The 11,831-nt window shown below is 64.8% G+C and carries 13 protein-coding genes; 9 read left to right on the forward strand and 4 right to left on the reverse strand.

Annotation, left to right across the window (positions count from 1 at the left end):
- Positions 1–65: 65 nt before the first annotated feature.
- Positions 66–1,073, reverse strand: a complete 1,008-nt coding sequence (phnD, locus tag ABZ720_RS14645; RefSeq protein ID WP_366556273.1) for a phosphate/phosphite/phosphonate ABC transporter substrate-binding protein — start codon at positions 1,071–1,073, stop codon at positions 66–68.
- Between the two features lie 162 nt (positions 1,074–1,235).
- Between phnD and mnmA the strand changes: the two genes are divergently transcribed.
- Entirely contained in the window at positions 1,236–2,393 is a 1,158-nt protein-coding gene (mnmA, locus tag ABZ720_RS14650; protein ID WP_366556274.1) for a tRNA 2-thiouridine(34) synthase MnmA, read from the forward strand.
- 14 nt (positions 2,394–2,407) lie between these two features.
- Here the strand turns inward: mnmA and ABZ720_RS14655 are convergent, their stop codons facing one another.
- Positions 2,408–2,899 (reverse strand): copper chaperone PCu(A)C, encoded by a 492-nt coding sequence (locus ABZ720_RS14655; protein ID WP_366556275.1) that lies wholly within the window; start codon positions 2,897–2,899, stop codon positions 2,408–2,410.
- A 71-nt stretch (positions 2,900–2,970) separates the two neighbouring features.
- Positions 2,971–3,747: an SDR family NAD(P)-dependent oxidoreductase gene (locus tag ABZ720_RS14660; protein WP_366556276.1), complete on the reverse strand. Its 777-nt coding sequence runs from the start codon at positions 3,745–3,747 to the stop codon at positions 2,971–2,973.
- 123 nt (positions 3,748–3,870) lie between these two features.
- Here ABZ720_RS14660 and ABZ720_RS14665 point away from each other — a divergent pair, with 123 nt between their 5' ends.
- From ABZ720_RS14665 to ABZ720_RS14680, 4 genes are all read left to right on the forward strand, one after another.
- Positions 3,871–4,770: a YicC/YloC family endoribonuclease gene (locus ABZ720_RS14665; RefSeq protein WP_366556277.1), complete on the forward strand. Its 900-nt coding sequence runs from the start codon at positions 3,871–3,873 to the stop codon at positions 4,768–4,770.
- 57 nt (positions 4,771–4,827) lie between these two features.
- Positions 4,828–5,433: a guanylate kinase gene (gmk, locus tag ABZ720_RS14670; protein ID WP_366556328.1), complete on the forward strand. Its 606-nt coding sequence runs from the start codon at positions 4,828–4,830 to the stop codon at positions 5,431–5,433.
- A 16-nt stretch (positions 5,434–5,449) separates the two neighbouring features.
- Positions 5,450–6,817, forward strand: coding sequence for a cysteine--tRNA ligase (gene cysS / locus ABZ720_RS14675; protein ID WP_366556278.1), 1,368 nt, complete (start codon positions 5,450–5,452; stop codon positions 6,815–6,817).
- 73 nt (positions 6,818–6,890) lie between these two features.
- On the forward strand, positions 6,891–7,775 hold the full coding sequence (locus ABZ720_RS14680; RefSeq protein WP_366556329.1) for a 50S ribosomal protein L11 methyltransferase: 885 nt from the start codon (positions 6,891–6,893) through the stop codon (positions 7,773–7,775).
- Positions 7,776–7,793: 18 nt separating this feature from the next.
- On the opposite strand, the gene ABZ720_RS14685 is transcribed toward ABZ720_RS14680, so the two are convergent.
- The gene (locus ABZ720_RS14685; RefSeq protein ID WP_366556279.1) at positions 7,794–8,216 is read right to left on the reverse strand and encodes a DoxX family protein; all 423 of its coding nucleotides are present in this window, start codon (positions 8,214–8,216) and stop codon (positions 7,794–7,796) included.
- Positions 8,217–8,637: 421 nt separating this feature from the next.
- Here ABZ720_RS14685 and ABZ720_RS14690 point away from each other — a divergent pair, with 421 nt between their 5' ends.
- From ABZ720_RS14690 to ABZ720_RS14705, 4 genes are read left to right on the forward strand one after another with little or no spacing between them, the layout of a single operon-like run.
- Positions 8,638–9,639 (forward strand): aliphatic sulfonate ABC transporter substrate-binding protein, encoded by a 1,002-nt coding sequence (locus ABZ720_RS14690; protein WP_366556280.1) that lies wholly within the window; start codon positions 8,638–8,640, stop codon positions 9,637–9,639.
- A gap of 10 nt (positions 9,640–9,649) precedes the next feature.
- Positions 9,650–10,507 carry an ABC transporter permease gene (locus tag ABZ720_RS14695; RefSeq protein WP_366556281.1) on the forward strand — a complete coding sequence of 286 codons (858 nt, stop codon included), beginning with the start codon at positions 9,650–9,652 and terminating at the stop codon, positions 10,505–10,507.
- Positions 10,500–11,237 (forward strand): ABC transporter ATP-binding protein, encoded by a 738-nt coding sequence (locus ABZ720_RS14700; RefSeq protein ID WP_366556282.1) that lies wholly within the window; start codon positions 10,500–10,502, stop codon positions 11,235–11,237. The genes ABZ720_RS14695 and ABZ720_RS14700 overlap by 8 nt, the downstream gene beginning before the upstream one ends.
- 30 nt (positions 11,238–11,267) lie before the next feature.
- Positions 11,268–11,786, forward strand: a complete 519-nt coding sequence (locus ABZ720_RS14705; protein WP_366556283.1) for an OsmC family protein — start codon at positions 11,268–11,270, stop codon at positions 11,784–11,786.
- The last annotated feature ends 45 nt before the right edge of the window (positions 11,787–11,831 follow it).

Consider the following 11,831-nt stretch of genomic DNA (forward strand, 5'->3'; position numbering starts at 1 on the left):
CAGGATGGGGCTCCAAAAGACGCGGGCCGCAGCCATCCAGACTGCGGCCCGCAACGCATCGCAGCTTACTCGTTGGCGAGATCCTGCGGCGTGTAGTTTACGCCGTTGGCTGCCTGAATCTGCCGGATAACCGCCCAGTCATCCTCGTAGGAAATGGGGATGAACTTACTGACGCCCGAGAACTCCTCGCCCAGCGCGGTGCCTTCAAACTCGAAGGAGAAGAAGGCTTCCTTGATACTCTCGACCAGCTCCGGATCGAGGTTGTGGGCATGGGTGTAGGAGGTCGTCGGGAAGGCTGGCGATTCCCAGACGATCTTAACCTCTTCCGGATCATAGAGCCCGCGCTCGGCCATGCGGTCGACCACCTCGGAGGCCACCGGCGCTGCATCGTAATCGCCGGCGACGACACCCAGCATCGACTGGTCGTGGGAGCCGGAATAGTTCACCTCATAGTCCTCGTCCGGCACCACACCGAGATCCGGGAAGAGGGCGCGCGGTGCCTGATTGCCGGAATTGGAGGTCGGCGAGGTGTGGGCAATCCGCTTGCCCTTCAGGTCCTCCATCGTGTCGATGCCGCTATCGGTTCGGGTGTAGACCTGTAGCGTGTAGCCAAAACGGCCGTCATCACCACCCATCAGGGCGAAGGGCACAGCGCCGGCCAGATTGACCGCAAAGGGCGTCGGGCCGGTAGAGAAGCCCGCGATGTGCAGACGGCCGCTGCGCATGGCTTCCACCTCGGCCGAGTTGGACTGCACGGCGAAGAACTGAACATCCTTGCCGGTCACCTCCTCGAGGTGATCGATGAAGGGTTGCCAGATGTCCTCATAGATCGCGGGATCTTCCACCGGCGTATAGGCGAAGACCAGGGTGCCGGGGTTGACGAAGTCATCCGGATTGCTGGGCGGGTCGGCGACTAGGTCGCCGTCGGCATCGCAATAGGCCTGGTCGAGATCGCCGCGATTGGGGCATTCCTCCGCCTGTGCGGGGGCCATGGCCAGGACTGCGGCAAAACCGAATGCGGCCGCGATCGCGTAGCTGATGTAGCCGGTGCCGGGCACCACCTTGTAAGACATCCTATTCCTCCCTTTTGAACGTCTGGCGATCATTCGATCTGCCTGATGGCAAACTATCGATGCTCCGCCGGGAACTGCAACTGTTTGTTAGAAGGCTGTTACAATGGGAATGAACACGAGCAGTCATTGCAGCCAGGGCCGTCCGGACGCATATTCCCGGCCATGAACTCTCTCGGTTTCGATAAGCTCCCCGCGCAGACCCGCGTTGTCGTTGCCATGTCCGGCGGCGTGGACAGTTCCGTCACGGCCGCGCTGCTTCAGGCAGAAGGCTATGACGTGGTTGGCATCACGCTGCAGCTCTATGATCACGGCGCTGCGATCGCCAAGAAGGGCGCCTGCTGCGCCGGTCAGGACATTCACGACGCTAGGCGTGTGGCCGAGACGTTGGGATTTCCTCATTACGTGCTCGATTACGAAAGCCGCTTTCGTGACAGCGTGATGGAGGAGTTTGCCGATTCCTATTTGCGGGGGGAAACGCCAATTCCCTGCGTGCGCTGCAACCAGTCGGTGAAGTTTCGCGACCTGCTGGGGACGGCACGTGACCTTGGAGCGGAGGCTCTGGCGACGGGACACTACGTGCGCCGCAGGATGGGGCCGCAGGGACCGGAGATGCATGTGGCGGAGGACGCGGATCGCGACCAGAGCTACTTCCTTTTCGCCACCACCCGCGAGCAGCTCGATTTCCTGCGCTTTCCCCTGGGCGATCTGCCCAAGCGCGAGGTTCGGGCACTGGCGGAGCGCTTTGGCCTCGCTGTGGCCGACAAGCCGGACAGCCAGGACATCTGCTTCGTGCCCAATGGCTCCTATGCCCGGGTGGTGGAGAAGCTGCGCCCCGGGGCAATTGACCCCGGCGATATCGTTGATCTGGAAGGGCAGGTGCTGGGGCAACACCAGGGCATCATCGGTTTCACTGTGGGCCAGCGTCGCGGCATCGGCGTCGGCGGAACGGAAGAACCGCTCTACGTGGTCCGGCTGGAGCCGGAGAGCCGCCGCGTCGTGGTCGGCCCCAGGCGGGCCTTGGCCCGTGACCGCGTGCTGCTGCGAGAGATGAATTGGCTCGACGGCACTCTGCCGCCGGAGGGTGCGCGGGTCGCGGTGAAGCTGCGCTCAGCGCAGGACCCGGTGCCGGCGCTTGTCCGTTCTTGCGGAATGGATGGTGCCGAAATTCAACTCGATGATCCGGCCTATGGCGTTTCGCCGGGGCAAGCCGCCGTCTGCTATTCGGGCAGCCGGGTCCTGGGCGGCGGCTGGATCGCCGAAACCGCCTTGACCCAGACTGAGATCACGGGAAGCCAAGACGCGGAGCGCGTCTCTGCCTGAGGCTTCGGCTCCGCTTACACGTTCGAATCCGGATCGTCCTGATCGTCGCGGCGCAACGGCTCGACCTCCACCTCCACAGTGATGGCGCCGGCGTTTTCGAACCGCAGGGTCAGGTCGAAGTGATCGCCGGGGAAGTGGGTGCTTTGCAGGCCGATGAGCTGGATCTGTACACCGCCTGGCTGCAGCGTCAGGCTCTGGCCCGGGGCGATCTCGAGCGACGTGACCGTCCGCGTGTGCAGCACGCCCGCGTCATCCAGCACCGGCACCTGGATCTCGGCATGGCTGAAGAAGTCGCCGGTGACACCGGTCAGGCGGTCGGGCTCATCGCCGTCATTCACGATGGTCAGGAAGACGGCGTTGGCATGGGCACTGGGGGCGTTCTCGTGCGTCCAGGCATGACTCACGACGACGTCGCGCGCCGCATAGCTTTCCCCGGCGTGATGGGCCAGCGCCGCCGGAGCGGCCAGGAACGCGGCCAAGAGCACACCGCTGATCAATCGACGCATGAGACACTTCTCCCTGACTGACTGTATCGCGAGCAGGACCATCGAGTGGCACGGAAAGGCGCGGGGCGCAATCATTCCTTGGCCGGCAAACGCCGCAGCAGCGGGTCGGTAAGGCCGGGCGAAAGCGTCCCGAGCAGCCAGGCGGCGAAGTAGGTGGGGAAGGGAAAAGCGATGCGCGCCCGGTTGCGCGCCAGCCCGCGTTTGCAGATGCGCGCTGCCCGCTCGGACGACATCAGCAGCGGCATGGGAAAGCGATTGACCCGCGTCATGGGCGTGTCGATGTAGCCGGGGCAGATGACCGAAACCCCAATGCCGTCAGCGGCAAGCACGCCACGCAAGGCTTCGCCCCACACTCGCACCATCGCCTTGGAGGCACAGTAAGCCGGGGCGCCGGGAAAACCGCGAACGGCAGCCAGAGATGACATGAGGGCGATCTGGCCGTGCCCTTGCTGGCGCATCAGGTCGATGGCGGGCATCACGCTGTTGACCACACCGTCGCCGTTGACGGCAAAGATGCGACGCACTTGCTCCTCCGTTTCGCCATCACCCCCGGTTCCGGCGGATATACCGGCATTGGCGATGAGGAGATCAAGTGGCTGCCGGTGGTGCATCTCGGCGAGCCACCCGGCAAGATTTTCCCTATCGCACACGTCGAGAACGGTCGCGGCCACCTCGGCCCCGGCTTCACGACAGGATTGCGCGATGGCCTCCAGACGGCTGGTGTCGCGCCCCGTAAGGGAGAGACGACGGTTTGGTTCCGCATAGGCCTGCGCCAGGGCAGCGCCGATTCCACTGGTAGCGCCGGTGATCAGGACATGCCGGGGGTTGCTGTAGGACTGTCGCCTCATCTCGTCTCCTGGTTTGCCGAGCGGAAACCCTAAAGGATTCGCGAGCCTTGCACAGGCACATCGCTTGGCGCTGACCTCCCGGGCCGCTATAAGGGCGCCGTCCATTCCCGCCAGAGAGATGCCATGTCCGCCGACCTGCGATCCATGACCGCCTATGCCCGCGCCCAGGGCGGCGACGAGCGCTATGCCTGGAGCTGGGAAATTCGCAGCGTGAACGGCCGGGGCCTGGATATGCGCACACGCCTGCCTCAGGGCTGGGACAGGCTCGACCATCCACTTCGCCAGCGGGTCCAGGGCAAGCTGCAGCGCGGCAATCTTCAGATCGGCTTGACGCTTCGTCAGACGGCTGAGGCCGCTCCCATAAGGGTCAATCGTGCGCTTCTGTCCGAGTTGTCGGAGGTTGCGCGCGAACTGCATGAGGACGGCGCCGCCGTATCTGCCAGCGCGGATGGTTTGCTGAGCCTGCGCGGTGTGCTGGAGCCGGTCGAGGAAAACGCCGACGAGGATGAAGTGCAGCTCAACAACCGCGACGGCGCGCTGCTCGGCGACCTGGATGAGGCGTTGGAACAGCTCTTGGCAATGCGGCGGGCGGAAGGGGCCCACCTCGGCAACCTGCTCGAGGGTCACTTGGGTGAGATAGAAGACTGTGTTGCGCAGGCTTCGGCCCATGCAGCCACGCAGCCCGACGCAATCCGCGCCCGCCTTCGCACACTGGTGGAAGAACTGCTGCAAGCCTCGCCGGCCTTGCCGGAAGAGCGACTGGCTCAAGAGGCGGCGCTGCTGGTGGGCAAGGCCGATGTGCGTGAGGAACTGGATCGCCTGCGTGCTCACATCCAGGCGGCCCGCAAGCTGCTGTCCGAAGGCGGCGCCGTGGGACGGCGGCTGGATTTCCTCTGTCAGGAGTTCAACCGTGAGGCCAACACGCTCTGCTCGAAGTCGGCGGACGTGGAGTTGACGGCCATTGGCCTGCAGCTGAAAGCGGTCATCGAGCAGCTGCGCGAACAGGTGCAGAATCTGGAGTAGGCAGAGTTGACGGACGCCGCCAAGGATACGCCGACAGAAGTGAAGCGCCGGGGCTTGATGCTGGTGCTTTCCTCTCCGTCCGGTGCGGGCAAGACCACCATTTCCCGCGCACTGCTGGCCGAGGAAACCAATCTTACGCTTTCCATTTCAGCCACGACCCGACCCAAGCGGCCGGGCGAACGCGATGGCGTGGATTACTATTTCGTCGACCACTCGCGTTTCGAGGCCATGGTAGAGGCCAATGAAATGCTCGAGCATGCGCTGGTCTTCGGCAATCGCTATGGAACGCCCCGCGCCCCGGTGGAAGATGCCCTGGAGGCCGGGCGGGACGTGCTGTTCGACATCGATTGGCAAGGCACGCAGCAGGTCTCTTCGCGGATGCCACGCGACCTTGTGCGCATCTTCATCCTGCCGCCTTCCCACGCGGAACTGGAGCGCCGGCTGCGCACGCGCGCGCTGGACCCGGAAGAGGTGGTTCAGGAACGCATGGCCAAGGCGGCCGACGAGATGAGCCACTGGGACGCCTACGACTACATCATCGTCAACCGGCAGGTCGAACGGTCGGTGACGGAGGTGAAGGCCATTCTCACCGCCGAACGCCTGCGGCGCGAGCGCCAGGTCGGTCTGACGGAGTTCGTCAGCCGCCTGCGCAGCGCTGCGTGAGGCAGAAAGCAAGTCCATGAGTGAACTGCACCTGCACAACACCCTGACCCGCAGCCGGGAGCTGTTTCAGCCGGAGAACCCGGAGAATGTCCGGCTCTATGTCTGCGGGCCCACGGTTTATGATTTCGCGCACATCGGCAATGCGCGACCCGTGGTGGTCTTTGACGTGCTTTTCCGCCTGCTGCGCCACCTCTATGGCGCGGAGCATGTCACCTACGCGCGCAACATCACCGACGTGGATGACAAGATCATCGCCGCTGCCAAGGAACGGGGCGTTCCGATCGAAACGGTGACCGTGGGTACGACCGAGGCCTTTCACGCCGACGTGGCCGCCCTGGGCGCGCTGCCGCCCAGCATCGAGCCGCGGGCCACCGGGCACATCGCGGAGATGATCGCGATGATCGAGCGCCTGATCGAGCAGGGCCATGCCTACGAGGCGGAAGGGCATGTGCTGTTTGCCGTGGGCACCATGGCGGACTACGGCGCGCTGTCGCGACGCGACCGCGAGGAGTTGATTGCCGGCGCGCGGGTCGAGGTGGCGCCCTACAAGCGCGATCCGGCCGATTTCATCCTCTGGAAGCCGGCTGCGCCCGAAGAGCCGGGTTGGGACAGTCCCTGGGGGCGGGGGCGGCCGGGCTGGCACATCGAATGCTCGGCCATGTCGGCCACGCATTTGGGGGAGACCTTCGACATTCACGGCGGCGGTCTCGACCTGATCTTTCCCCACCATGAGAACGAGATTGCCCAGAGCCGCTGTGCGCACGGCACGGCCCACATGGCGCGGCTGTGGATGCACAACGGCTATGTGGTTGTGGGCGGGGAGAAGATGTCCAAGTCTCTGGGCAACTTCCTCACGGTGCGGCAGCTGCTCGAGGAGGGGGTTCCGGGCGAGGCCATTCGCCTGGCGCTCCTGTCCGGCCACTACCGCCAGCCGCTCGACATCACCCGTGAAAAGCTGGCCGAGGCGCGGGCGCAGCTCGATGGGCTCTATGGCGCTCTGCGCGGCATGCCACTGGATGACGCTGCGGAGCCACCCGAGGGGCTGGTCGCCGCGCTGTGTGACGACCTGAACACGCCTCTGGCGTTGGCAAAGCTTCATGAGGCCGCACATGCGGTCAATAAAGCCACCGGGGAAGAGAGGGCGCGGGCCGCTGTCGTGCTGCGCGCGGGTGGGGCACTGCTGGGCTTCCTGCAGCAGGATCCTGAAGTCTGGTTCCAGGTGGGTGGGGGCGATGCCGCTGCTATCGAGGCGGCCATTGCCGATCGTCAGGCGGCGCGGAAGGCGCGTGATTTCGCCGAGGCCGATCGCATCCGTGACGCACTTGCGGCGCGCGGCATTCTGCTCGAAGACGGTCCGGAAGGCACCACATGGCGTCGCGTATGAACGCCATCTCTGACACGCTACAGCGCCGATGCTGCAGTCTCACAAGTGAAAGGTCTTGAACAGCGTGGCCAAGATGTTGCCCATCTATCTGCTGTCGCTTCGGGTGCCGGAGGGCAGCGTGGCGATGTTCGAGACCGCGCTGGAGCCCCTGGGCGGCGCTCTTGATGTGGGTGGGCCCGACGACAAGGGGCTGGTGCCGCTGCAGCTCTACCTCGGCGAGGATCCGGGACGGGCAGCGGTCTATGCCCAATTGTCCGTGGCAGCGATGGTGACCGGCTGTGATGTTCCGAATTTCACGCTGGAACTCATGCCGGAGATCGATTGGGTTGCCGAAAGCCGCGCCTCCTTGCCGGCACTGACCGCCGGTCGTTTCTGGGTCTATGGCAGCCACGTGGAGACCCCTCCACCGTGGGGATCAATCCCGCTGCTGATAGATGCCAATGTCGCTTTCGGGACCGGAAGGCACGAAACTACACGCGGTTGCCTGCTCGCCCTGGAGGCATTGGCAAAGGACCGGCGGCGCAAACCCAAGCGCGCCCTCGATCTGGGGTGTGGCTCGGGCATCCTCGCGTTTGGGGCAGCGCGGCTCTGGCCCCATCTGCGCGTGCTGGGCAGCGACCTTGATGCGCCCTCGGTGTCCGTGGCGCGCGACAATGCGAAACTCAATCGGGTTGCGACGCGGGTCACGCTGGTGGAAAGCCGGGGCTATCGGGCGCACGCGATCAGCCGCCGCGCTCCCTACGACCTCATCCTCGCGAACATCCTTGCCGGCCCACTCTGTGCCATGGCGACCGATACCGCCCGGCACCTGGCGCCGGGCGGTCGGGTGGTGCTGTCGGGTTTGATCCGTCGGCAGGAACGACAGGTTCTGGCCCGTCATCGTGCCGTCGGCCTCAAGCTCGAACGCCGCTGGCGCATCGGCAACTGGAGCACGTTGCTTCTGCGCCGCGGCGCATGAGGCGGCCCGGCTGAAGGGTCAGACCCAGCCGCGGGCCTCCAGGGGACGCAACGCGGGAACACGCAGCGCATAGGCGCCGGGGCCCATCAGGGCTTGGGCGAGTAGGGCAATGGTCCAGAACACTGGATACTCCCACCCGCCGCCTTCGGCACTGAACACCCAGCCATTGCCGGTGTGTTCAAGCAGCGCGCCAATCATCGTTGGCAGCAGCAGAAGCGCGATCAACCTAACTTGAACGCCCAGGATGAGGAACAAGCCGCCGCCGATCTCTGCCAGGATGACGAGGTAGGCGAAACTTCCCGGATAGCCGATACTCTCGAAGTAGGCCACGGTGCCGGGGACGGTGAACGTGAATACCTTCATCAGGCCGTGGGCCAGGAAGGCGACCCCGAGGGTCAGGCGGAGCAGGAAGGCGCCCAGCGGCGCGGTCGGCGAAAGCATGGTTCTTATCCCCTTCGTTGTGAGATTGGGTGGCGGGGCGGCCACGATCGGGCCGCGTTGAGGTAAGGCATGCCATGCAACGCCTGAAATGATAATCTGGGAAGTTCGCCACAGTTTGTTTTTGCACAGGAAACAATAAGTGGGGAGTTGCTCAGCCCGGAGGAGGAATTTGCACTCCCGCGCATTTTTTATTTGACCTGCATAGGCGAATGGCCTTAGGAAGATTTCACAGCGCCGCTTTGAGGCTCAGCTTGCGGGGCGCTATATAAATTCCAGCTAAAGCGAGCGGGTTTGGAACCCGCCGCTCAGGATCGGCGGGTTTTTTATTGCCCGGATCCTGGCGGACTTCTCCTTACCCGATGTCGTGGAGCCTCGCTCGTGCAAGAGGCGCCCATGGCGTCGCAAGAGGGAGGAGTAAATCATGTTCCCCGTTACCAAGCGTTACTTTCTGTCAATTGGGGCCGCGTTTCTCGCCGGCGGCCTCCTCGCCGCTTCGCCTGCGCCGCTTCAGGCGGCGTCGCCCCCGGACCGCATCAACATCGACTGGGCCTACTACAACCCCGTCAGCATCCTGCTGAAGAACAAGGGTTGGCTGGAAGAAGCCTTTGCCGAAGAGGACGTCGAAGTCCGCTGGGTTCTGTCCCTCGGCTCCAACAAGGCGCTCGAGTTCCTGCGGGGCAGCTCCATTGATTTTGGCTCCACCGCCGGCGCTGCGGCCGTGATCGGCAAGGCTGGCGGGCTGCCGATCAAGTCCATTTACGTCTACTCCAAGCCCGAATGGACCGCCCTGGTCACCCGTGCCGATTCCGGTATCGAGAGTGTCGAGGACCTGAAGGGCAAGTCGGTAGCGGTCACCCGGGGCACCGACCCGCACATCTTCCTGCTGCGTGCCCTGGACTCTGCCGGGCTGAGCGAAGACGACATTCGTCCCGTACTCCTGCAGCATCCCGACGGCTACCGGGCTCTCGTCGGGCGCCAGGTGGATGCCTGGGCCGGGCTCGATCCCCACATGGCGGCGGGTGAACTGGAATCGGGCGTCCGCCTCTTCCACCGCGCCCCCGATCTCAACACCTACGGCATCCTGAACGTGCGGGAATCCTTTGCGGAAGCCCATCCCGAGACGGTGGAGCGGGTGCTGGAAGTTTATGAACGGGCCCGGCGCTATGCACTCGACCACCCTGACGAACTGCAGGCCGCACTGGTCGAAGCGGCCAAGATCACACCGGAGGTGGCTCAGAAACAGCTCGACGAGCGCACGGATCTCAGTACCCCGGCGATCGGACAGCCGCACCGCGAAACCTTCATCGCGGCCGGGGAAGTGCTGCAGAAGATCGGCGTGATCGACGAGGGCACGGACATTGCCGTGCTTGTCGACGAACTGATTGACGAGCGTTTCCTCAACGCCGTCGTCGAGACGCAGTGAGGCACCGCGCATGTCCGTAATCACCTTGGAGCGCCGGGCAGATCTTCCGCCCGGCGTGCAGGGCAGGGCGACGCCGCGCGTCCCTCTGCCTCGCTTGGCACGCCTGCGTGCTTTCGCTCTTCCGGCGGTGTTGCTGCTCCTGTGGCAGAGCCTGACCAGTGCCGGCGTCTTCCCCGACTATCTGCTGCCAGCGCCGGCTGCCGTGGCCAATGAGTTGCTGGCGCTTGCCGCCGGCGGTGTCTTGGCCGAGCACATTGCTATTACCGTTTGGCGGGTTGCGGTGGGATTCGCTGCCGGTGCACTTGCCGCGACGCTTCTCGGGGCTCTGACCGGCTACTCAAGCAACGCGCGCGCCTATCTCGACCCAACCCTGCAGGCACTCAAGGCGGTGCCCTCGCTCGCCTGGGTGCCGCTCTTCATTCTCTGGTTCGGCATCTTCGAGGCCTCCAAGATCACGCTCATCGGCGTCGGTGTCTTCTTCCCCGTGTATCTGAATCTGATGAGCGGCATCCAATCGACCGATCGCAAGCTGGTGGAGGTGGCCCGGGTCAATGGGCTGGGCCGATTCGACCTGATCCGGCGCATCCTCATTCCAGCCACGCTGCCCAGCTATCTCACCGGGCTGCGCTCCGGCCTGGCGCTGGGGTGGATGTTCGTGATCGCAGCGGAACTGATGGGGGCCAGCCAGGGGCTCGGCTTCCTGATGATCGACGGCCAGATGACGGGCCGGCCCGCCATCATCATCGGTGCCCTGCTGCTCTTTGCCGTGGCCGGGAAGCTCTCCGACGCACTGATCGCTGCCACGGCAAAACGCCTGACCGCCTGGCAGGATGGCTATGGCGCCAGCCAGGAGGCCGGTCGTGCTTGATATCTCGCAACTCAGCAAGACCTTCGCCGATGGCGGTGGCCTGACCCACACGGCCCTGGAAGGGGTGGACCTTCGCATCGGCGACAGGGAGATCGTGAGCCTGGTTGGCACTTCCGGCTGCGGTAAATCCACCCTGTTGCGGCTCGTCTGTGGTCTGGACCGACCCACCGGCGGCGATATTCGCCTCGAAGGCCGGCCGGTGACCGGGCCCTCGCCCAATGTGGGCATGGTGTTCCAGGAGCCGCGGCTGATGCCCTGGCTGTCGGTGACCGAGAACGTGCGCCTGGCCCTGCTGGACCTGCCGCGCCGCGAACAGGAGCGGCGCATAGCGGATGCCTTGGAGAAGGTAGGGCTCGCGGACTTCGCTTCGGCCCTGCCGCGACAGCTTTCCGGCGGGATGGCACAACGGGTCGCCATCGCGCGTGCACTGGTGCGCCAGCCCTCGGTTCTGCTGCTGGACGAGCCCTTTTCCGCGCTGGACAGCTTCACGCGGCTGAAACTCCAGGATCATCTCGTGGAACTGTGGGAACGGGAAGGTTTCACCCTCATTCTGGTCACACACGATGTCGAGGAGGCGGTGGTGCTCTCGGATCGCGTGGTGGTGCTGCGCGGGCACCCAGGGCGGATCCACCGCAGCGTGGAAGTCGATCTTCCCCGACCGCGTTCGCGCACGGCGATCGAGGTGCAGCGACTGAAAGAAGAGATCATCGCCAGCCTCGATCTGTCCTGAGTTCCGATTTTCGAGAAGGTGCGTAACGACATGAACGCTGAAGACCTGAAATCCCTGCAAGCCCCCCTGAAGAGCCGCTACAAGGACGAGCCGAATGCCGCAGTCGTCACGCTCTCGGCCGAAGGCAACATTGCGGAAGGCATCGCCTGCAAGGTCGACACCGGCCGGGCCCTCGTCGAAGCGGGTCTGCACCCTGCGACCGGGGGCAGCGGCAGCCAGGCTTGCTCCGGTGACATGCTGCTGGAAGCCCTGGTGGCCTGCGCGGGTGTCACCCTGAAGGCCGTGGCCACGGCGCTGGAGTTTGACCTGCGCGGCGGCAAGGTCACGGCGGAAGGCGACCTGGATTTCCGCGGCACCCTGGGCGTTGCCAAGGACGCACCGGTGGGCTTCTCCGCCATCCGGCTGACGTTCGATCTCGACACGCCCGAGCCGGCCGAGCGCATCGCGACCCTGACCAAGCTGACCGAGCGCTACTGCGTCGTCTTCCAGACTCTGAATCAACCGCCGCCGTTGTCCCTGAAGGTGGACGCCGCCACGGCACAGGCCTGAACGCACGGCGAGGGAAAGGCTTTCGTCGGCGAGCGACGCAGGTAT

Origin of the sequence: Aquibaculum sediminis (assembly GCF_040712085.1) — a bacterium.
Taxonomy (GTDB): domain Bacteria; phylum Pseudomonadota; class Alphaproteobacteria; order Kiloniellales; family DSM-21159; genus Aquibaculum; species Aquibaculum sediminis.

What these genes read in the sequence shown, in the direction of transcription:
- phnD (WP_366556273.1), bottom strand. Translation starts at nt 1,073, where the DNA reads ATGTCTTACAAGGTGGTGCCCGGCACCGGCTACATCAGCTACGCGATC.
- mnmA (WP_366556274.1), top strand. Translation starts at nt 1,236, where the DNA reads ATGAACTCTCTCGGTTTCGATAAGCTCCCCGCGCAGACCCGCGTTGTC.
- ABZ720_RS14655 (WP_366556275.1), bottom strand. Translation starts at nt 2,899, where the DNA reads ATGCGTCGATTGATCAGCGGTGTGCTCTTGGCCGCGTTCCTGGCCGCT.
- ABZ720_RS14660 (WP_366556276.1), bottom strand. Translation starts at nt 3,747, where the DNA reads ATGAGGCGACAGTCCTACAGCAACCCCCGGCATGTCCTGATCACCGGC.
- ABZ720_RS14665 (WP_366556277.1), top strand. Translation starts at nt 3,871, where the DNA reads ATGTCCGCCGACCTGCGATCCATGACCGCCTATGCCCGCGCCCAGGGC.
- gmk (WP_366556328.1), top strand. Translation starts at nt 4,828, where the DNA reads ATGCTGGTGCTTTCCTCTCCGTCCGGTGCGGGCAAGACCACCATTTCC.
- cysS (WP_366556278.1), top strand. Translation starts at nt 5,450, where the DNA reads ATGAGTGAACTGCACCTGCACAACACCCTGACCCGCAGCCGGGAGCTG.
- ABZ720_RS14680 (WP_366556329.1), top strand. Translation starts at nt 6,891, where the DNA reads ATGTTGCCCATCTATCTGCTGTCGCTTCGGGTGCCGGAGGGCAGCGTG.
- ABZ720_RS14685 (WP_366556279.1), bottom strand. Translation starts at nt 8,216, where the DNA reads ATGCTTTCGCCGACCGCGCCGCTGGGCGCCTTCCTGCTCCGCCTGACC.
- ABZ720_RS14690 (WP_366556280.1), top strand. Translation starts at nt 8,638, where the DNA reads ATGTTCCCCGTTACCAAGCGTTACTTTCTGTCAATTGGGGCCGCGTTT.
- ABZ720_RS14695 (WP_366556281.1), top strand. Translation starts at nt 9,650, where the DNA reads ATGTCCGTAATCACCTTGGAGCGCCGGGCAGATCTTCCGCCCGGCGTG.
- ABZ720_RS14705 (WP_366556283.1), top strand. Translation starts at nt 11,268, where the DNA reads ATGAACGCTGAAGACCTGAAATCCCTGCAAGCCCCCCTGAAGAGCCGC.